This window comes from Helicobacter mesocricetorum (genome assembly GCF_900198605.1).
Classification (GTDB): Bacteria; Campylobacterota; Campylobacteria; order Campylobacterales; family Helicobacteraceae; genus Helicobacter_D; species Helicobacter_D mesocricetorum.
In genome coordinates this window covers 13,981-33,291 of sequence record NZ_FZPJ01000019.1, presented here as the reverse complement: position 1 = coordinate 33,291, position 19,311 = coordinate 13,981, and the positions used below count along the sequence as shown (strand labels likewise).

General features: G+C 32.9%; 21 protein-coding genes and 1 tRNA gene. 9 read left to right on the top strand and 13 right to left on the bottom strand.

The features are described from left to right. Nucleotides 1-8: 8 nt before the first annotated feature. From efp to C6H18_RS05480, 5 genes are all read right to left on the bottom strand, one after another. On the bottom strand, nucleotides 9-572 hold the full coding sequence (efp, locus tag C6H18_RS05500; RefSeq protein WP_104722108.1) for an elongation factor P: 564 nt from the start codon (nucleotides 570-572) through the stop codon (nucleotides 9-11). 14 nt (nucleotides 573-586) lie between these two features. Next, nucleotides 587-1,510: a class II fructose-bisphosphate aldolase gene (locus tag C6H18_RS05495; RefSeq protein WP_104722107.1), complete on the bottom strand. Its 924-nt coding sequence runs from the start codon at nucleotides 1,508-1,510 to the stop codon at nucleotides 587-589. A gap of 8 nt (nucleotides 1,511-1,518) precedes the next feature. Further along, nucleotides 1,519-2,334, bottom strand: a complete 816-nt coding sequence (locus C6H18_RS05490) for a peptidylprolyl isomerase (protein ID WP_104722106.1) — start codon at nucleotides 2,332-2,334, stop codon at nucleotides 1,519-1,521. Nucleotides 2,335-2,535: 201 nt separating this feature from the next. Next, complete coding sequence (locus C6H18_RS05485) at nucleotides 2,536-3,165, bottom strand: trimeric intracellular cation channel family protein (RefSeq protein ID WP_104722105.1); 630 nt, start codon at nucleotides 3,163-3,165, stop codon at nucleotides 2,536-2,538. A 1-nt stretch (nucleotide 3,166) separates the two neighbouring features. Beyond that, nucleotides 3,167-4,384 carry an HD domain-containing protein gene (locus C6H18_RS05480; protein WP_233704077.1) on the bottom strand — a complete coding sequence of 406 codons (1,218 nt, stop codon included), beginning with the start codon at nucleotides 4,382-4,384 and terminating at the stop codon, nucleotides 3,167-3,169. Between the two features lie 88 nt (nucleotides 4,385-4,472). Here C6H18_RS05480 and C6H18_RS05475 point away from each other — a divergent pair, with 88 nt between their 5' ends. Together C6H18_RS05475 and C6H18_RS05470 are read left to right on the top strand one after the other, a co-directional pair. Further along, nucleotides 4,473-5,384 carry an aspartate carbamoyltransferase catalytic subunit gene (locus C6H18_RS05475; RefSeq protein WP_104722103.1) on the top strand — a complete coding sequence of 304 codons (912 nt, stop codon included), beginning with the start codon at nucleotides 4,473-4,475 and terminating at the stop codon, nucleotides 5,382-5,384. Between the two features lie 3 nt (nucleotides 5,385-5,387). Continuing rightward, entirely contained in the window at nucleotides 5,388-5,996 is a 609-nt protein-coding gene (locus C6H18_RS05470) for a LysE family translocator (RefSeq protein ID WP_104722102.1), read from the top strand. Here the strand turns inward: C6H18_RS05470 and C6H18_RS05465 are convergent. The 8 genes from C6H18_RS05465 to C6H18_RS05430 form a co-directional block, all read right to left on the bottom strand. Next, nucleotides 5,976-6,548: a YigZ family protein gene (locus tag C6H18_RS05465; RefSeq protein WP_104722101.1), complete on the bottom strand. Its 573-nt coding sequence runs from the start codon at nucleotides 6,546-6,548 to the stop codon at nucleotides 5,976-5,978. The two genes, C6H18_RS05470 and C6H18_RS05465, sit on opposite strands and share 21 nt — an antisense overlap. Then, complete coding sequence (locus tag C6H18_RS05460) at nucleotides 6,523-7,212, bottom strand: CheB methylesterase domain-containing protein (RefSeq protein WP_104722100.1); 690 nt, start codon at nucleotides 7,210-7,212, stop codon at nucleotides 6,523-6,525. Before C6H18_RS05460 ends, C6H18_RS05465 begins: the two co-directional genes overlap by 26 nt. A 3-nt stretch (nucleotides 7,213-7,215) precedes the next feature. Next, nucleotides 7,216-8,046, bottom strand: coding sequence for a CheR family methyltransferase (locus C6H18_RS05455; RefSeq protein WP_104722099.1), 831 nt, complete (start codon nucleotides 8,044-8,046; stop codon nucleotides 7,216-7,218). Further along, nucleotides 8,030-9,943 (bottom strand): invasion protein CiaB, encoded by a 1,914-nt coding sequence (gene ciaB / locus C6H18_RS05450; RefSeq protein WP_104722098.1) that lies wholly within the window; start codon nucleotides 9,941-9,943, stop codon nucleotides 8,030-8,032. Before ciaB ends, C6H18_RS05455 begins: the two co-directional genes overlap by 17 nt. Beyond that, nucleotides 9,933-10,757: a TerB family tellurite resistance protein gene (locus C6H18_RS05445; protein WP_104722097.1), complete on the bottom strand. Its 825-nt coding sequence runs from the start codon at nucleotides 10,755-10,757 to the stop codon at nucleotides 9,933-9,935. Before C6H18_RS05445 ends, ciaB begins: the two co-directional genes overlap by 11 nt. Nucleotides 10,758-10,779: 22 nt before the next feature. Then, on the bottom strand, nucleotides 10,780-11,004 hold the full coding sequence (locus C6H18_RS05440; protein ID WP_104722096.1) for a hypothetical protein: 225 nt from the start codon (nucleotides 11,002-11,004) through the stop codon (nucleotides 10,780-10,782). Between the two features lie 24 nt (nucleotides 11,005-11,028). Beyond that, a tRNA-Ile gene (locus C6H18_RS05435) sits at nucleotides 11,029-11,105 on the bottom strand. Beyond that, the gene (locus tag C6H18_RS05430) at nucleotides 11,096-12,211 is read right to left on the bottom strand and encodes an FtsW/RodA/SpoVE family cell cycle protein (RefSeq protein ID WP_104722095.1); all 1,116 of its coding nucleotides are present in this window, start codon (nucleotides 12,209-12,211) and stop codon (nucleotides 11,096-11,098) included. The genes C6H18_RS05435 and C6H18_RS05430 overlap by 10 nt, the downstream gene beginning before the upstream one ends. Before the next feature lie 75 nt (nucleotides 12,212-12,286). Between C6H18_RS05430 and C6H18_RS05425 the strand changes: the two genes are divergently transcribed. From C6H18_RS05425 to C6H18_RS05395, 7 genes are all read left to right on the top strand, one after another. Then, nucleotides 12,287-13,270, top strand: coding sequence for an RluA family pseudouridine synthase (locus tag C6H18_RS05425; protein ID WP_233704075.1), 984 nt, complete (start codon nucleotides 12,287-12,289; stop codon nucleotides 13,268-13,270). Nucleotides 13,271-13,371: 101 nt separating this feature from the next. Further along, the gene (locus C6H18_RS05420) at nucleotides 13,372-14,643 is read left to right on the top strand and encodes a fibronectin type III domain-containing protein (protein WP_104722094.1); all 1,272 of its coding nucleotides are present in this window, start codon (nucleotides 13,372-13,374) and stop codon (nucleotides 14,641-14,643) included. Between the two features lie 4 nt (nucleotides 14,644-14,647). After that, nucleotides 14,648-15,871 carry a tRNA (guanosine(46)-N7)-methyltransferase TrmB gene (gene trmB, locus C6H18_RS05415; RefSeq protein WP_104722093.1) on the top strand — a complete coding sequence of 408 codons (1,224 nt, stop codon included), beginning with the start codon at nucleotides 14,648-14,650 and terminating at the stop codon, nucleotides 15,869-15,871. 5 nt (nucleotides 15,872-15,876) lie between these two features. Continuing rightward, nucleotides 15,877-16,545: a cell division ATP-binding protein FtsE gene (locus C6H18_RS05410; RefSeq protein WP_104722092.1), complete on the top strand. Its 669-nt coding sequence runs from the start codon at nucleotides 15,877-15,879 to the stop codon at nucleotides 16,543-16,545. Then, nucleotides 16,532-17,338: an FtsX-like permease family protein gene (locus C6H18_RS05405; protein WP_104722091.1), complete on the top strand. Its 807-nt coding sequence runs from the start codon at nucleotides 16,532-16,534 to the stop codon at nucleotides 17,336-17,338. Before C6H18_RS05410 ends, C6H18_RS05405 begins: the two co-directional genes overlap by 14 nt. Nucleotide 17,339: 1 nt before the next feature. Beyond that, the gene (locus C6H18_RS05400) at nucleotides 17,340-18,605 is read left to right on the top strand and encodes a murein hydrolase activator EnvC family protein (protein ID WP_233704074.1); all 1,266 of its coding nucleotides are present in this window, start codon (nucleotides 17,340-17,342) and stop codon (nucleotides 18,603-18,605) included. Nucleotides 18,606-18,900: 295 nt separating this feature from the next. Continuing rightward, nucleotides 18,901-19,293 (top strand): FlaG family protein, encoded by a 393-nt coding sequence (locus C6H18_RS05395; RefSeq protein ID WP_104722090.1) that lies wholly within the window; start codon nucleotides 18,901-18,903, stop codon nucleotides 19,291-19,293. Nucleotides 19,294-19,311: the final 18 nt, after the last annotated feature.

Below are 19,311 nucleotides of genomic sequence, written 5' to 3'. Positions count from 1 at the left end.
TTTATTCCCTATTTTACCTTATCTAAATATTCACCACTTTCTGTATTAATGCGGATAATATCGCCTTCTAAAATATGGTAAGGCACTTGCACAACTGCACCGGTTTCTAATGTAGCTGGTTTCTTACCTGCACTTGTGGTATCTCCTTTAAAATTAGGGGGAGTTTCGGCTACTTTCAATTCTACACTTTGTGGGACACTTACAGTAATGGCTTTACCATTATGGAATAAAATACTAATACTCATTCCATCAACAATCCATTTTGCACTATCTCCAACTTGCGCTTCATTTAAGCCAATTTGTTCATAAGTCTCATTATCCATAAACTGAAAAGCATCCCCATCGTGGTATAAAAACTGCATAGAACGTTCTTGTAAATTAGGCTCTTCGCATTTATCCCCTGCGTGAAAAGTTTTCTCTAACACCCTGCCATCTAAAAAGGATTTCATCTTCACGCGGACAAATGCCGCTCCTTTTCCGGGTTTTACATGTTGATATTCTACGATTCTATAAGGGATACCTTCTAGTTCAATTTTTAAACCCTTTTTTAAATCTCCCATTGAATATGCCATTATTTTCCCTTTTTTTAGATTTTGTTAGAACTTCCTAAAATATCCATTCTTTCGCTAATTACCTTTACCATAAACTCCTTTGCAGGAGCAAAAAACTTCCGCAAATCAAACTGCGTTTTATCTTCATTAGCTACTCTACGAACTTCGGATATATAGGCTATTCGTAAGTCTGTATCAGTATTAATTTTGTTAATTCCACCCCTAATAGCCTCTTTTAAAAATTCAAAAGGAACACCTTTGCTACCCTTTAAATCACCACCATTTTGCAAAAATGCGTCTCGCACATTTTGTGGAATTGCACTTGCTCCGTGTAACACCAAAGGTATCTTTGTTCGCCTTTTAACTTCTATAAGACGTTCAAAGTCAAGAATAGGCTCTCCTTTAAACTTAAACGCACCGTGACTTGTTCCAATGGCGGGTGCTAAAAAATCCACCTTACTTTCTTTAACAAATTCTTCTGCTTCTTGAGGATTAACTAAACACGCTTCTTTTTCATCAACAGAAATATTATCTTCAATCCCCATTAATCGACCAAGCTCCGCTTCAACACTAACCCCAGCAGGATGCGCAACTTCAACCACCCTTTTAGTTTCTTTTAGGTTTTCTTCAAAAGCGTGATGACTAGCATCAATCATTACAGAGGTAAAACCAGCTCGTATTGCTTTTACACACGATTCAAAACTTGTTCCGTGGTCTAAATGCAGAGCAACAGGAATATGAGGATAACTTTGGGAGAGTATTTTTACCATTCCTACTGCCATATCAATACCCATATATTTAATAGCACCCTCACTTGCTTGGACAATAATAGGAGAATTTTTAAGATTTGCCGCTTCAAAAATCGCACTTAGCATTTCATAATTTACAAAATTAAATGCCCCTACGCCATAGTTTTCCTTGTTTGCTTTATCTAAGATAATATTCCCACTAACTAGCATAAAAATCCTTATTTAGAAATTTCAATTTTTGCTTTTTGGCGCAATTCCTCACCTTCTTTTTTGATATTCTCTTGAAATTTTTTGATTTTAAGATTCTGCTCAATTTGTGTTTCTACATCTTTTAAGGCTAATGTAGCCGATGGTTTTTTATCATCTACATAAATTATATGATAACCAAATTGACTTTTTACAGGAGTTTTAGTGTAATCTCCTTTTTTAAGCTTAAAAGCTGCTTCTGAAAACTCTGGAACAACCTGTCCTTTATCAAACCAACCTAAATCCCCACCATTTTGTGCAGAACCATCTTTTGATTTAATTTTAGCCAATTCTTCAAATTTACTTAAAACATTAGCTCCTGATTTTTTTAAATCTGCAATGATTCCCTTAGCATCTTCTTCAGAGCTTACTAGAATATGTCTTGCTTTCACAAGATCTGGTTGAATAAATCCTTCTTTATTTTGGTCATAGAAATTTTTAATTTCAGCACTAGAAACTTTAATTGTATCTATCTTTTGACGCATCCAAACTTCAAGCATTAAATCATCTTGCACATTCGCTATGGCTTCTTTATATTCCTTAGTATTTTGTATCTTATCTCTTTTGCTCTGCTCAATTAAAAGCTTTCTTTCAACAGCTTGATTAACAACTTGTTCTTTTGCTTCTTGGGGTAATTGCTCAAAAGATACTCCCGGCATTGCACGCATTACAAGCGCAATATCTTTATCTGTAACCTCTTCCCCATTTACTTTTGCAAAAGTTTTTGCAAGACTTACTCCTTGCAACAATGCCAATGCAGTCAATGAGCTTAAAACAACTCTTTTCATTTCCTTACCTTTACTACTTTGATTGATTGATAATAATGGAATTTTACCTTGAAATATTTAAGAAAGTATTAATATTTATAAATAGGGCAAGAATTCTCCCCAAATGCTTGAAAGTGATATTATACAAATACCACAAAAGGCTATAATCTAGCCTTATCTATAAAGGCTCTTAGTTTAAACCTTTGTCTATCAATATCTTTTTTAGTTTTTAGGCTTATACCGAAAAATTGGTAACCCCAAATGGTAGCGGACAGCAAGTAACCGAGCAACAAAGCCAACCAATAAAGAAAAAATGACGATAAAATTCTCACTTAAATCAAAGTAATAAGTATTGATAAAATTTAACATCACATATAAACTACCCGTCAATAAAGCAATACTAGCATAAAGCTCTTTTTGGAATACAAGCGGAATCCTTGCGCAAAAAATATCACGCAAAATACCTCCAAAAACCCCTGTAATTACTGCACCAGCTACCGCCATAGCACCACTAGAATGCAAATCCATACCAACCCTTGCTCCAATAACGCTAAATACAACTAAGCCCAAAGCATCAAGCACTAAAAAAGCTTTTTCAAATCGTTCCACAAAATAAGGAATTTTTGTAGTAATTAATGCCGCAAAGCAAATAATTATAAGATATTCAGGATGAGCTACCCAAGTGAGTGGATAATGCCCAAATAAAACATCACGAATAGAGCCACCACCAATAGCGGTTACACAAGCTATAAATATCACTCCAAACCAATCCATATTATGCTTTCCAGCGGCTAATGCGCCTGTCATTCCCTCTGCAGTAATTCCAATAATATATAAACTTGTTAAAAGCATATTAACTCTTAAACTCTCTAAATAAATAACCCAAATCTATCCCATTAATTGCTTTATCATTGTATTGGTATTCTAAATTTTTTGCACCCTCTTGTAAGTCTTTACTAGAAATTCCGTGTCCTATTGAGATTTTTGCTTCCAAAAAAGCACTCAAATGATCGCAATATTTTAAAAACTCTCCAAAAACAGGGGAATAAGAATCTTCATTAAAATCCCTTAAAATCTCCTCACCTTTAGGTAGAATCATTATTTTTCCATCTTTTTTATAGCGATTACTAAATTCTTCTTTTGTAAAATAAACAATGTCCTCTTGAATAGGCTTTGGGACTTTTGTAAGGATTTTTTCTTTAACCTCCTCTTCTTCAATCTGCTTAATAAAACTATCTAATCCTTTTACACTTCGTTTGATAGGAGAGATAATATCTCTTGTTAAAATCTCGGGCAAATCGTGAAATAATCCACACAAAAAATGATTAATTTGCATTTGTTTGCAACATTTTAAATCATAACCCAACAATAAGGCGCAAAGTGCCACAACCAAAGTATGCCCTAAAACAGAAGTAGCTGGAACTCTAGGTGTTTGACTCCAACGCTTTTGGAATCTAAGCTGTCCAAACATACCAATAATCTCCCGTATTTCTTGATAAAGCACAATTTCAACGATTCCTGCTAAATGGTAATGCTCTTCAACTTGCTTATCAATGATATTTTTGATATTTTGGACATCAAACATATTGGGATTAAAATGATAAATAATATCAAACTCCCATTTAGAAGCATAATAATGAGAAGCTTTTAAAATCTGTTTTTCTATATTATTAACTTCTCCATAGAGATAACTCCGCATATTTTCAAAAAAGGGAAAATTCTTTAAATCCTCTTGCAACTCTAAACATACAAAATCTACAAGCTCTTTATTATGATTTTTAACAAGCTTATGAAAGACTGGAGGCTTAATATCAGTAAGGATAATCCGCTCAAAAAACTCATAACAAAATTGCAAAATCAAAAGTTCCCAATCAATCTTTTGCTTATTTTTTATTTCTTCAAAATGCGCCAAAAAGTAAGCAATAACAAATTTATGTGCTTGTTTATCAAGCTCTAAAAACTCCACAGGCGTAGCCTGATCATTCCATCTACGAATACTTGCTGCGACAAAGATTTTATGCAATAAAGAAAAAGATAATTGAGGTTTTTTCAATGATTTCCCTTTAAAGATATTTTTAAGCTATCATTATACAACTTTATTATTATTTTATTGATGAAAGATTATAATTCCAAGGTTTGAGATTATAGAAGGTGAATTAATGCCAAATCATTTATTGGATACAAGAGATTTCAACAAACAAGAAATACAAAATATTTTAGAACTAGCAGAGCAATTTTTAGATGGAAAGCCAAGCAATAGCTTAAAAGGACATATCATTGTTACGATTTTTTTTGAAAACTCTACACGCACACTCTCTAGTTTCGAATTTGCTACTAAGAAGCTTGGAGGTAAAGTTGTCCGATTAGAAGTTTCAAGAAGCTCCACCAACAAAGGCGAAACACTCTTTGATACAGCCGCTAATCTTAATGCAATGAATCCTAGTGCCATTATCGTGCGGCATAAAAACGCTGGAGTGCCAAATATCCTCTCCAAATATGTCTCATGCTCTATCATAAATGGTGGAGATGGTGCTCACGCACACCCTACACAAGCACTTTTAGACTTACTCACACTCAAAAAATATTTAGGGCATTTAGAAGGCAAAAAAATAGCCATTGTAGGAGACATAAGAAATTCTCGTGTAGCTAATAGCAATATTGAACTCTTAAGTCGTTTTGGAATGGAAATTATTTTAGTAGGACCGCCACATTTCATACCAGAGACTTCACTAAGGCATAGTGTTTTTTTAAAAAACATTATCAATGAAGTTGATGCAGTAATGAGTTTAAGAACACAAACAGAAAGACATAATTCTCCTATTTATTCTAGCCTCCAAGATTATGCGAGTGATTACTGCATAACCAAAGAGCTTTTTGGGGAGAGAGATATTATTTTACTCCACCCAGGACCCGTTATTCGCAATATTGATATTAGTGATGAAATGCTTGAAGATGAACGTTGCAAAGTGCTAGAGCAAGTTACCAATGGAGTTGCTATTAGAATGGCTGTTTTAGAGACCCTTATTGCCAGAAAGCCTCCTAAATCCCCTAAAAATTTCCCTTATTTTTGACCTATGGAACTTTTAGGACTCTTCTTATTAGGCTTTGTTGCAGCATTAACTCCGGGACCAGATATTTTATTTGTCCTTAGAAACACTCTTAGCTTTGGTAGCAAACAAGGATTCTTGGCATTTTTGGGAATTTTTAGTGGTTGGATTATTTTTCTAAGCCTTATTTATTTTGGACTTTCACATTTTTTTGATAATATCTTGCTACAAGCCTCCCTCAATCTTATAGGAGGAATCTATCTCTTTTATATCGCCTATATGCTTTTTAAAAAATCCAAAAACCATATTAATCTCCACCAAAAAATCGAAAAAAACTTCTTTATTTATTTTAAAGGCTTATTTATTAACCTCTCCAACCCTAAGGCAATTTTATTTTTTACTATTATAATCTCACCCTTTATAAACAATAACCTTGAAATTAGTTTAATAATTTTACTTTGTGGATTATCTTTAGCCTTTTTATTTATTATCTTTTTAAGTGCTTTTAGTAGAAACTTTATTAACAATGCTTTCTTTGATAAAATTGATAAAATTTGTGGAATCCTTTTTTTAGTCTTTGGTGTTTTATTGCTATTCCAAGCGTATAAACTTTTTTTAATGCCCCAAAGCTTCTAAAAAAGACTGCATACTTCCCAAAGGAGCTGTAATTTCAAGCAAAACGCCCTCTGATTGAAAGCTTCTTTTTATAACTTCAATTTCCATTTTTTTCATTAGATACTCTGCTTGTGATAAGTAGCTAAAAGAAATAAAGACTTCTTGCTTAGTTTTTGGTATATAAGGGATTAGAGTATTAAGATTTTGTGCTTTTAAAATCGCTTCTTTTGCACTTTGTGTATAAGCTCTCACTAAGCCGCCACTCCCAAGCAATACACCACCAAAATAACGAACAATCACTAACCCACATTCAATAAGCTCATAGCCTCTTAAAACCTTTAAAGTAGGCATTCCCGAAGTCCCCTTTGGTTCTCCGTCATCACTAAAGGATTCTACAATTTGTCCTTGCGTATTAAACCATCTACTTGCATTGACAAAATGAACAGCCTTAGGATGCTCTATGCGCATTTTAGCAATAAACCCAATAAAGCTCTCTTTAGGCACTAAAAAGGCAAAAAATTGAGAACCTTTTATCTCATAGAATGCTTCAACAACTTGTAAAGGGTAACACATTTATCCCCCCCCCCCGCACAGACTTAACTAATCCTCCCTCAGAAAATTTAACAATCTTTGAAGGAATATTATCTAAACTCACCACTTCTGTAACTGCACCCCTGCTAATAGCCTGTTTTGGCATACCAAAGACTACACAACTCGCTTCATCTTGTGCGATAGTATAAGCTCCATTTTTATGAAGTTCTTTTATGCCAATACTTCCATCATCCCCCATTCCTGTTAAAATAATTGCTAAGGCATTTCTACCAGCAATATTATTCAAACCGCGAAACATAATATCAACACTTGGTTTATGTCGGCTAATTCTTTCACCCTCCAATGGTTCAGCACTATACTCACTACCGCTACGTTTTAATAACAAATGTGTGCCACCTGCTGCGAGATAAGCACAAGAAGATTTAAGAATCATTTTTTTATTTACCTCATAAACCTCAATGGTAGATACCTCATTTAATCGCTCCGCAAAAGAAGCAGAAAACCCAGCAGGTATATGCTGTGTAATAACAATGGGCGGGAGATTTGCAGGTAAATTTTGCAAAATTTTCACAATCGCATCAATTCCACCTGTGCTTGCACCAATGCCTATAACTTTTTTACTTTCTCCCTTATATGGAGAGGATTTCAACAGCAAATCTGGATGATGTTTTTCATAATTTTCCAAAACCTAGTCCATCACTTTTATAAAAATATTTTGTCCAAGTTTTTCAACTTTATTCTGTATTCCCAAAGGGCTTTCTGAATGTCCTAAATATAGTGTTCCACCGACCTTCAAGTAAGAAAAGATTTTCTTTAATACTTTTTCTTGATCTTCTATTTTAAAATAAATAATTTGATTACGGCAAAAAATGATATCAAATTCATTATAACCAAAAGGATAAGTAGATAATTGCAAGTTAAGTTGCTTAAAGGTAATAAGATTCTTCAAAGTAGATTTTATCTTGATAGATACATCTCTTTCGCTCTTAGGAATAATCTCAAAAGAATTCTCCAAATCCAACCATTCAGGCAATGGGGTAATACAAGTATCTACGACATATTCACCTGTTTTAGCAGTCTCTAAAACAGAGGTATCAATATCTGTAGCTAGAATGCTACAGGGAGTATTAGAGCCATAAATATCTTTGGCATAAGACAAAGTTGCTGCTATGGAATAAGGCTCTTCTCCCATAGAAGCTGCGGAACACCATACTTTTAAAGGCTCTGTCTTTTTTAAACGATGGGGTAATATTCTATCTAACATATCCACAAAATGAAAATCTTCCCGAAAAAAATCGGTTTTATTATTGGTAAAGGTATTAATAAATTCTTGCTTAAATTTCCCATTTTTTAATTGTGAAAAGAAAATATCAAAATTTTGAATATTACAGCTTTTAATTAGCCTATTAAGACGATTCTTAATTGCCAAATCTTTATCATTAGATAAATATATCCCAGCTAATTCATAAATCATCTCTTTAGCTCTATTAATTTCTGTATCACTAACAACTACGCTCATTGTGCTTCCTTATGTAATTTCTTGTCCATATTTGCGGGGTTATTGAATCTACCCTCTGCCCTATTTCTTGGTACATCTTATAATAATCTTCAACAAATGCCAAAACTTCTGTTTTTATGGGTTTGAAAACACCTTTTTTATCTTTTTTCATATATCGCATTAAAAACTCCTTAGCGTCCATTTTTTCTAAATAGATAATAATTAATTGTTTATAAGTTTCTAAATACAAATCCCTAAGAGCCTTTACCTTTCCATAATCAATACTCAAAGCAATATTTTCAAAATCTCCACGATAAGATAGGATTTGACTACTAAATAAAACATCCAAATGAATAAGCCCCTCACAATAATAAGGTAAGACTTCATTTTCTCTTTGCCAAGCAATCAAAGACACTGCACGGGCAATAGTATTAAAAACTAGCTCTTTTAATAAGGTTAGATCCCCTTTTAAAAAATAATAAGCTAAACCACCCATTGTTGCTTTAAATTCTTCAATATTTTTAAATTCTCCACTCTTGTTCATTTGCAATTCACTATCAAAGCTTACCCATAAAATATGTCCAAACTCGTGTCCAATAGTAGAAATTTCATAAACTTTATACCAATCTTCTTTTCTAAAATACAATAATTCCCGATTAAAATCTAAAAAATCTTGCGAAAAAGTTTTAGAACTTAGAAGCATAAAAGGTTTTGCACAAGATAACTCCCTTACTCTATCAGGAAAATAAAAAATCTTCTTACCATATTTTGCACTCACACTTTCATCATTAGGCACAACTTGCGCACTAAAAAGCCCATTTAACTCTGCTCCATAGAACAACAAAGGCATTCCACCATAGCTTTGAACTTTCTTTAAAGATTCTTCTACACATTTATCTACTTCAGGCTTAAAAGGAGTATCTGGCATTCCTAAAGTTAATTCTTGATAGAATCCTAAAAAAGATTCTTTATTAATACTAAAACTAGAAGCATTTGTGGATAAATCTCTTCCCTCATAGATTCTAGCAATTCTTAAATCCCACTCTGGAGCAACAGCTCTCCTAAAATGATCTTCATAATACTCCAAAGGATGCCCAATTTGCAAAGGTGAAGTAATTTGCATCCAGCACCTATCCACTTCACGCCAAGATTCTAAGAGTTCTCTTGTATCATTTTGCAATAAAGCCTGTTGCAAGGCTTTAAGATATTTCAAATAGGCTTCTTTTTGTTCTAATTTTGGACAAATTTCTTGGATAGATTCTAAGATTGGCAAAGACTCTTCAAAAATCTTTTTAAAAGTTAAAAACTCTTCTTGAAAAAAATCTACATAAGCCACTGCTTGATAAGTGTCTCGCAAAACAGGGATAGAATAACTCCTATCACTCACTTCTCCATCTCTAGTAACCTCTAAACTCGTTTGTAAAGCTCCCAAAATGGCAGACAAATCATTATGGTATTTCTCTTTTAATTCCCTATTAATGCCTAAAATTAATGCTTTTTGCCAATTCCTAAAAAATTTATTGAAACACAAACCAATCTTATGAACAACCCCTATAAGCTCTCTTAAAAATGGGGTTAGAATTTGATTAGATTGGATAAAATTAAGGAGGTTTTGATGCTTTTGTGTATAAAACTTTTCAGTCAATAAAAGCATTAAATCTTTTATTTCTAGTATTTTTTCTTCAGAATAATCAAATTTTTTTAAAATATTTTCTAAAGAAGCCTCTTTTAGGCTTAATACTCTATCTAAAAGCGCCAAAAGTATTTCTTCATTCTGTGGCAAAGAAGCAAAGATTTCTTCTAAAAAGCTAGGAACATTTTGAATGCTAAGATTCTCATATAAAGCATTGATTGCTTTATTCTCATCTTCTAAGAATCGATAAATCCTAACAATATCAGAAAATATCTTATCTTCCATTTTGTTCTTTCTTAAAAGCTTTAATGCTTTCATAGGCGGCATTAATTTCTTGAATCTTTGCCGTAGATGTTTCAATAATGGATTTATCGAGTCCTTTATGGTGCAAAATATCAGGATGATATTCTCTTACTAGTTTTTTATAAGCCTTTTTAATCTCTTCTAAGCTATCTTCTTTATTAACCCCTAAAATCCTACAAGATTCTTCGATATTAGAGGAATTCTTATTCTCTGCATAAAAAGTAGCAAATGCCTCATATAAAGTGTTAAAATCTGCATTTTCAATCTCTAAATAAGCGGCAACATCCAAGACAATTTCTCGCTCTTTTTCACCTAAAATGCCATCAGCATAAGCAAGAGCTAATAAATACTCAACCATTTTAAGACGCGCTTTATATTGCCCTTTAGTGAGTGTTGCATATTTTTGCGTTAATTCTTCAACTTCTTCTTGGGTATTGGCAAAAATTGTTTGGAGGATTTGCAGGATTTCCTCTTTTTGATTCATAGCACTTTGCAAAACAATCTGTTCAGCAATATCTTCTAAAGTATTAGCAATCATTTCTTCTTCTAGCTCACACACTTTGCCATCACTTTTTGCAAGCTTTGACATAAGCCCTATCATTAAACCATATGCGCTATTTCTAATTTTATCTTCTTTACTAGGTGTAGTATAAATATCTTGATAATTTTTAAAATCTTCAACTTCACCTTCTGGATATTGTATTTTTGGACGCTTATGAGGATTAGAGAGATAATCTTTAAAATTCATAATTGCAAGAGCAATAATAACTATGGTAATAAGTAAAAGAATTTCCATATTAATGATTCCTTAAATATAGTTAATTCGTAAAAAAATTCTTTATTTTTCCCATAACGCCTTCAGAGGGTAAAAAACCTAATACTTGGAGTTCATCTTTAATTTCTTTTAATTGCTCTTCATTGGCATTAACTTCCACAACTTGTTGAGAAATATCTACTGCTAAGTCTGGGTATTTCTGCCCTAAAGATTCTTTGATTTTATTAACACAACCTTGACATTTAATATTTATACATTGGATTTTCATAAAATATTCCTAAAAGAAACAAAGTGGTGGGTCCTATAGGACTTGAACCTATGACCAATCGGTTATGAGCCGAGTGCTCTAACCAGCTGAGCTAAGGACCCTGATTTGAAAAAGAGCTGTGATTATACACAAATTTATACTTAAAAGCAAGAATGTTCTCTAAAATGGCAAACAAAATCATAAAGGTAATAAAGCTAGTACCTCCATAGCTAAAAAATGGTAAAGGTATCCCAACCACAGGAGCTAATCCAATAGTCATTGCGATATTAACACCCGAATAAATAAAAATCAATAATCCTACACAATAAGAAACTACTTTTAAAAAATCATCCTTTTCGTCTTCTCTACTAAGGCTAAAAATATGAAAAATAAGCATTCCATAAAGAATAAAAAGTCCAACAACTCCAATAAACCCGAATCTCTCTGCAAAATAAGGAAAAATAAAATCACTTGTTGCAATAGGCAAAAACTGATACATAGCCTGTGTCGCTTCTTGCTTATCTTTACCTGAAATTCCTCCAGAACCTATAGCAATAATGGATTGTTGAACTTGATAATCAGGCTCTTTAGAGATAAAATCTACAATGCGTTTTTTTTGATAATCGTGTAGATTTGTATATAAAATCGGTGATAAAAAGCCAATAGCTACTAAAAGAATCAACCAAATCTTATAATTAACCCCTATAAGGAATAACACTCCATAACTCATTAATAATAACACCAAAGATGTCCCCAAATCCGGCTGCTTTAAAACTAAAATAAAAGGCAATAAAATAAAAAAAGAAAATTTCAAAAATTGCAAAACACCATAACCATTTTTCTTAGGGGGATTTTTGCTAATGAGATAAGCCAACATCAATATAAGGGCTATTTTTATTGTTTCAGAGGGTTGGAAGGTAAAATACACAAAAGGGATTTCAAGCCACCTTTTAGCTCCAAGTCTGGTGCTTCCAAAAAACTCCACAGCTACCAATAAAAGGATATTTAACCAATAAAAAGAAATGATTAGCCACGGCATTTGCTGTATAGGGATAAGAAATACCACAACAAATACCAAAAAACCAATAAACATATAAACCAACACCTTATCGCCCAAAAAGCTATTGTTTTCGTTGATAAGATGCCAAGACAATAAAATAATGGGGATTGTTAGCAAAAGCAGTGCAAAATCAAAATATGCTAGAATCTTTTTATTAAACCCAAACAAAATCAATGCCTTATTTTATGTTGATTAAAAGGCTAGGATTTTAACACAACTTTTTAGAATAAAGAATAAAAACTTATGAAAAAACCCTCTATCACTTTAAAAGCTTTTGATAATGAAATTGGAATGCGACTAGATAAATTTCTATCTTTTAGACTTAACCTCTCGCGCAATCAAGTAGAAAAACTTATTAAAAACCAACAAATCCTGCTTAATAACGAAGTATTAGACAAGAAAGGAATCCTTATAAAAAATGGAGATATTCTTGATATTAAAGAACAAATATCCCCACAAAAAACCTTGGAAATAGACTTTTGTATTCCTATTTTGTATGAAGATGAAGAGGTATTAGTTATCAACAAGCCTATCAATCTTTTAACACACAGAGTTAATGATTTAGACAAAGAGCCAACACTAGTTGATTACCTAATAGAAAAAAATTTTTCATTATCAAATCTTGGAGATTCCCACCGCTTAGGAATTATTCACAGGTTAGATAAAGGCACAAGTGGTGCTATGATAATTGCTAAAAATAATACAGCACACGAAAACTTAAGCCTCCAAATTCAATCCAAAACAATGGGGAGATATTATCTTTGTGTGATTGATAAACCCCTCAAAGAACATAAAATTATAGAACTTCCTCTCATACGAAGCCCAAAAAACCGATTAAAGCAGATTACTACAACTTCAGATAATCCTTTAGCTAAAAGTGCCAAGAGTGCTTTTTTTAAAATCATCGCCAACCCAAAAACAGAACTCATAGGCGCAAAACTCTTTAGCGGAAGAACCCATCAAATAAGGGCGCATTTAGCAGCAATTAATCGGCATATTTTAGGGGATAACTTTTATGGCTATAAAGACCATTACCAAAAAAGGATTCTTCTGCATTCTCACCTTCTTTATTTTATTCACCCAAAAACACAAAAATTGATAAAAATCTATGCCCCACTTTATGAAGATATGAAAGAATATTTAGAAAAATCCTATTACCAACAACCCTTGAATAAGGATTTTTATATACCCCTTGATGAGATGTATTGCCATTTTTTTGGTAAATAACATTTTTAGAAATTCTATGCTATTATTCGGGGTTCAACAAAACAAGATTTGTCAAACGATAATGAAATTGCCATATAATCATAAAACCTTAAGGAATCTCTATGAAACAACCTAATACTCATATTTCAAGGTTATTTTGTTATGCTTTTTTATTTCTCATATCCTATGGTTGTAGCAACACACTAAATAATCCTTTATTGAATAATCCTTTATCAAACTTTAACCTAAACACTTCCCAAACCCTTAACATTAACCTCACACCCCCTGATGATATTAGAATCCTAACAGATATTAATACCATTGCTTTTGAATGGCAGATTGTGCCTGATTCTAATATAGTAGGCTATCAAGTCTATCGCAAAAAGCCCAATGAACAAAACTTCCAAAAAGTAGCCACTTTAGATTCAAGGTTTGTAACACATTATGCAGATACTAAGTTAGCACCAAATACTGATTATCTCTACCAATTCGCCTCCTTTGATGCCAACAAAAATGTCTCATCTTATTCACCAACAATTGAAGCAAAGACCCAAATTTTAGCACCCGTAAGTTATATAAAAGCCATTAGCAATTATCCGCGCATTATTAAAATACTTTGGAATCCCCATCCAGACCCTCGAGTAACGGGTTATCTTATAGAAAAGAAAAATAAAAATGGTGATTGGAAAGAGCTTACAAAAGTCCCTAATCGTTTTTTAGTAGAATATCTTGATAGAAATTTAGAGGATAATGCAACAAATGAGTATAGAATCTATGCTTATAATGTTAATCAATCTCTATCAGAACCCTCCGAAGTTGCAACGGCTACCACTAAACCAAAACCAATCCCCGTTACAAATCTACAAGCTACTAATAATCTTCCAAAAAAAATTTCACTACAATGGGATAAACACCCAAATCCAGAAATCACCCATTACACTCTCTTTCGCTCTTCCCTATTAAACTTTTCCAAATTACAGACTTTAGATTCTTCTATAACCAACTACACAGATATTATAGATAAAGATGGACAAAGCTATCAATATAAGATTATTGCCACAGATAAAGATGGAATCCCAAGCATTGAAAGCTCCCCTGTAACAGGTAGCACACTACAAGTTCCAGCAACGCCTCTTGTAACTTATGCACAAATTGAAAATAATGCAGTTGTCTTGCGTTGGAATCCTCAAGATGATAGAGCTACTGAATACATTGTTTATAAAAAATCAAGCTTCTTTAGCGAAATTTTGCGTTACAACAAAGTCTTAACTCCAGAATTCATAGATAGAGAGATAGCACCCGGACAAAAATATCATTATAGCGTTAGTGCTATTGATAGCAATGGCTTAGAATCCAAACAAACCCAAGAAATAACACTTTTGTTATCTAATTAACCCTATGCCACATTTCAAATCTCACACTTTTACACTTCCCACACTCCCCTTTGAAACTACCACCAAAGAAGGAAGTTTTTATTTTTTACAACATTATGTTTCGGCTTATTTTAAAAACCACTCCTTACTCCACACAAGATATACTCCATACAATCTCCCCCCTAAAGACTTCTTCCTTGCGATTAAAAACTCTCCTAAGCAAAATCAATATCTGATAAAATGCGATAAATCTTCTAAAATAGTTCCCATAGAGATTGCAAAAACTGCGCTTTTGTTTCTAGCCAATCAACAAAACTCCCTTATAAACCACAATCTAACACCAAAAAACATTACACCAAGTTTTAAACTTCCTTTTATTAAAGAGATTGCAGATATTAAAGAATTGTTAGATTCCTCCATCTTTCAAACCCTATGGCTAGAAATCGGCTTTGGGAGTGGTAGGCATTTACTCCATAATGCAAAAAACAATCCTGATATTTTGCATATAGGCTTAGAGATTCATCACCCCTCCTTAGAGCAAGTCGCTAGGCAAATTGGTCTTTGCAAACTCACAAATATCCTTATTATCAATTATGATGCAAAAATCTTCTTAGAATTATTACCAACCCATACTTTAGAGAGAATATTTGTCCATTTTCCAGTGCCTTGGGATAAAAAGCCTCATCGTAGAGTTTTTAGCCAATCTTTCTTAGCACAAGCTCATAAGGTTTTAAAAGAACAAGGAACTTTAGAATTACGGACTGATAGCAAAGAATATTTTGAATATGTCCAAACTCTAACAAAAGAATCTCCATTTTTTACCTCTGAAGTGATGATTAATAAACAAAACGAAATAACAAGCAAATATGAAGCGCGTTGGAGAAAACAACAAAAAGATATTTATGATTTGGTATTAACTGCTAAAAATACTCAAAAAAACACAAGAAAAACTTATGACTTCACCTTTCCACCCACAGATACGATAAAGCAACCAATCTTTAAAGAATTTACTCCTTATAAAATTCTCAAAAAAGATTATTTTTTAAGCCTTGAAGATTTACTTATAGAATCAAATTCTACACAAAAGCCTCAAAAAATCCTAAAAATTTCTTTTGGGGAATTCCATTCTCCACAAAACAGGTATATAATTATTGGCGATAAAATCCAATATTTCAAGGAAGAGCCACTGCCAACAGGGGCAAACTATCAATCCCATAGATTGCTTTGCACTTTATTATTCAAAGGATAAAAACAATGGATGCGATTATTAAAGCAGAGAATATGCACTTAGGATATAACAATGAAATGATTATTAAAAACGCAACTTTTAGTATATTCCCTCAAGAATTCGTTTTTATTAGCGGTCCTAGCGGGAGTGGCAAAAGCACTTTAATGCGTTCTATTTATGGAGATTTAACTTTAAAAAGTGGCTCTTTAGAGGTTTGTGGGGTAGAGATGTTTAAAGCGAGTAAAAAAAACATAGAAACACTTCGTCGCCATTTGGGGATTATCTTTCAAGATTATAAACTCATTAAAGATTTCAATGTCGAAAAAAATGTAATGCTACCTATGATTATCGGGGGCTTCACCAAAGAATCTTGCCAATCCCAAACAGACAGACTCCTAGCCCACATTAAACTTTCGCATAAAGGCAATAAATATCCCTTAGAATTAAGCGGGGGGGAACAACAAAGGGTGGCAATGGCTAGAGCGCTCTCCCATAACCCTCTAATTATTTTAGCCGATGAACCCACAGGGAATCTTGATGATTATTCTAGTGAAGTAATATGGAGTCTCTTAAAAGGCGTTAATGAGCAATTAGGCATTACAATATTGGTTGTAACACATAGAATCCCAGAAGCTCTTAACCTCCATTATCGACATTTACATATTGAAGAAGGAGTGATTTATGAACTCTCTTAAAAATCATTTAGCACTTATTATCCCCCTTGTTGCGCTACTTTTTGCCCTAGAGAGTATTTTGCTTATGCACCGCACACTCAATGATTATGAGAGCAAATTAGGCAATAATTATGCCATTATCCTTGCAGCTTCTAAAGAATTAACCTTAGAAGAAATTAAAAATAAAATTCCAGAATCTAAATCACTTAACACCATAGATTCAAAAATTATTTTAGACAATTTAGAAAAAAACATCAGCCCAGCAAATCTAGCATTATTAAAAAATTCTCTCCCATTTTTCTATTCCTTAAATCTTAATTCCTATCCAAGTTCTTCGCGTTTAGAGGCAATCAATGAAACCTTACAATCTCTTGATAATATTCTGCGCATAGAAACTTTCACAAAAAGCCATAGCCAAATTTACCAATTACTTTTGATTATCAATGGGAGTATTCTTATTTTCTCAAGCCTTATCGCACTTATTAGTATTCTCTTAATGTTTAAACAAATAGAAATTTGGAAATTCCAACATTTAGAAAGAATGGAGATTATGACTTTACTTGGCGCACCCCTTTGGATGCGCTCTCAAATATTATTTCGCCTTGCTTGTTTAGATACCCTTATGGCAGTGATTATCGTAGGAGCTGGGTTATGGTATGTTACCCAAAATCCAACCTTTTTAATCTTTATGCAAGAATTAAATCTTAACCCAAAGATATTCTCACCCATTACAGATTGTATTATTCTCTTATTTGTAGGTTTAGCTATCTCCTTAGTTTCTGTTTGGATTGTTAGCTTACAAGCAAAGGATTAAAATGTTGCGTAGAATATCCCTTATTCTTTTTTGTATGATTCTTCTAAACGCCAATGAAAAAGACATCAGTCAAAAAATTACCCAAAATAAAAATGCACTTGAAAGCAAAAAGAAAAAAGAAGCACAAATTAATCAAAAACTTCAAGAATTAGGTAATGAAGCCAATAGACAAAAGGAAGAAGCAAAAGCCTTGCAAAAGGTTATAGAAGAGAGTGAAGCCAATATTGCCAAAAACCAACAAGAATACCTCCAAAAACAAGAATCTATCAATACTCTCTCCCAAACGCAAAAAGATCTTTTCCAGAAGCGTAAAGATATAGAGTTAGAAATCATTGATTTAATGACTAAAGAAGTTTCATTCTCCATTTTACTCAATAACTACCAACCAGAATCTATTCAAGATTTACTAACAGAAGAAAGCTTTAAAGTGTTAAACCAAAACACTAAACAACACATTATAGATTTAAGCGAAGAACAAAACAAAATTGTTGCTAACCTCCAAAACTTACAAGAAGAAATTAAAATACTTAAAACATTCCTCCAATCCGAAAACAAAAAAAGAGAAACTTTAAAAAATCTCCAGAAAAAACAACAAAAACTACTAGCAAATTACCAAGAAGAGATTGAAAAATATAATAAAGAATTAAAGAAAATCGTCCAAGAAAGAGATAGCCTCCAAGATATACTTGTTAAGCTTAATATTCTAAAAAGCCAAGAAGAAGAAAAGCGAAAAAAACTTGAAGAGTTAGCCAAAAGCGAAAAGCTACAACCTGAAAATCCTGCACCCGCTAAACAAAACTCCCAAAAAGTAGCCACCAATGACTTTGATGTTCGTCAAGTGGCAAGCTCTTATCATAATATTAGCACCACGAAATACAAAGGGGACAAAACAATACCCCCCCTTGATAACTTCACAATAGAAAAACGTTTTGGTCCTTATTATGATCCTGTCTATAAAATGAAAGTTTTTAATGAATCCATAACCCTTATGCCAAAAGGGGATGATAAAGTCAAAAGTGTGCTAGATGGCAAAGTCGTCTTTGCCAAAGATACACCGATTTTAAAACGCGTTGTAATTATTGAACATAAAAATAATATGCACACCATTTATGCGCAACTTGATAAAATAGCCCCTACTATCAAGCCCGGAAGCACGGTCAAAAAAGGATACACCATAGGACGAGTAGAAAATGCTTTGAAATTTGAAGTAACCCTTAAAGATAAGCATATTGACCCACTAGAACTTATTGCAGCCCAAAACATTTAATCTCTTACATAAGCCCCCACCAGAGGCTGTATAAAACCTTATAGTTATTTAATCCCAATCTCAACACATTCAAAAAGATTTCTAATTTTTATTAAACCCTAAGGTATTTACATATCCAAAGTTTATGATAAATGCCCTATTTGTTTTTATGCATTGGTATTATTCCTTAGTAAATTTATAAATGCAATTTTGCTAAATTTTTAGAAGATTTTTAAAATTTTTTCTTTCCACTTCACTTTTTTTATAAATATCCGATATACTTCAAAGAAAAATCATATTTAAGAAGGGGATAACAATGAACACAATTGAAAATGGAATAAAAATTGCTGATAGTCAAATAAATACCCATCAAGGAAATAGAGTTAGGGATAGTAACCCCTCTATCTCCTCATCTGTGCCAACACAACAAGCACAAGAAATGAAAAGTATTGAAGAGTTCCAAAAGAATCAAGACAAAGAGGATAAAAGACAACAACTCAATGAGTTAGCCCAACAACTCAATAAAGAGTTAAATCCTCTTAATACGAGTATTTCTTTTGGTTTTAATGAAGATATTAATGGAATGTATGTCTCTGTTACTGAAACAAGCACCAATCGCTTAATCCGAAAGATTCCAAGTGATGAGGCGATGGAGCTTATGGCGAAGATGAAAGAAATCGTAGGCATAATTTTCAACAAAGAGGCATAATCTCAAAAACAAGGAGTT

Bases quoted from the DNA above. Each gene is read 5' to 3' on its own strand.
- C6H18_RS05395 (WP_104722090.1), top strand. From the start codon at position 18,901: ATGAACACAATTGAAAATGGAATAAAAATTGCTGATAGTCAAATAAAT.
- C6H18_RS05470 (WP_104722102.1), top strand. From the start codon at position 5,388: ATGGAACTTTTAGGACTCTTCTTATTAGGCTTTGTTGCAGCATTAACT.
- C6H18_RS05410 (WP_104722092.1), top strand. From the start codon at position 15,877: ATGGATGCGATTATTAAAGCAGAGAATATGCACTTAGGATATAACAAT.
- ciaB (WP_104722098.1), bottom strand. From the start codon at position 9,943: ATGGAAGATAAGATATTTTCTGATATTGTTAGGATTTATCGATTCTTA.
- trmB (WP_104722093.1), top strand. From the start codon at position 14,648: ATGCCACATTTCAAATCTCACACTTTTACACTTCCCACACTCCCCTTT.
- C6H18_RS05425 (WP_233704075.1), top strand. From the start codon at position 12,287: ATGAAAAAACCCTCTATCACTTTAAAAGCTTTTGATAATGAAATTGGA.
- C6H18_RS05475 (WP_104722103.1), top strand. From the start codon at position 4,473: ATGCCAAATCATTTATTGGATACAAGAGATTTCAACAAACAAGAAATA.
- C6H18_RS05455 (WP_104722099.1), bottom strand. From the start codon at position 8,046: ATGAGCGTAGTTGTTAGTGATACAGAAATTAATAGAGCTAAAGAGATG.
- C6H18_RS05495 (WP_104722107.1), bottom strand. From the start codon at position 1,510: ATGCTAGTTAGTGGGAATATTATCTTAGATAAAGCAAACAAGGAAAAC.
- C6H18_RS05465 (WP_104722101.1), bottom strand. From the start codon at position 6,548: ATGTGTTACCCTTTACAAGTTGTTGAAGCATTCTATGAGATAAAAGGT.
- C6H18_RS05490 (WP_104722106.1), bottom strand. From the start codon at position 2,334: ATGAAAAGAGTTGTTTTAAGCTCATTGACTGCATTGGCATTGTTGCAA.
- C6H18_RS05400 (WP_233704074.1), top strand. From the start codon at position 17,340: ATGTTGCGTAGAATATCCCTTATTCTTTTTTGTATGATTCTTCTAAAC.
- efp (WP_104722108.1), bottom strand. From the start codon at position 572: ATGGCATATTCAATGGGAGATTTAAAAAAGGGTTTAAAAATTGAACTA.
- C6H18_RS05440 (WP_104722096.1), bottom strand. From the start codon at position 11,004: ATGAAAATCCAATGTATAAATATTAAATGTCAAGGTTGTGTTAATAAA.
- C6H18_RS05485 (WP_104722105.1), bottom strand. From the start codon at position 3,165: ATGCTTTTAACAAGTTTATATATTATTGGAATTACTGCAGAGGGAATG.
- C6H18_RS05445 (WP_104722097.1), bottom strand. From the start codon at position 10,757: ATGGAAATTCTTTTACTTATTACCATAGTTATTATTGCTCTTGCAATT.
- C6H18_RS05405 (WP_104722091.1), top strand. From the start codon at position 16,532: ATGAACTCTCTTAAAAATCATTTAGCACTTATTATCCCCCTTGTTGCG.
- C6H18_RS05420 (WP_104722094.1), top strand. From the start codon at position 13,372: ATGAAACAACCTAATACTCATATTTCAAGGTTATTTTGTTATGCTTTT.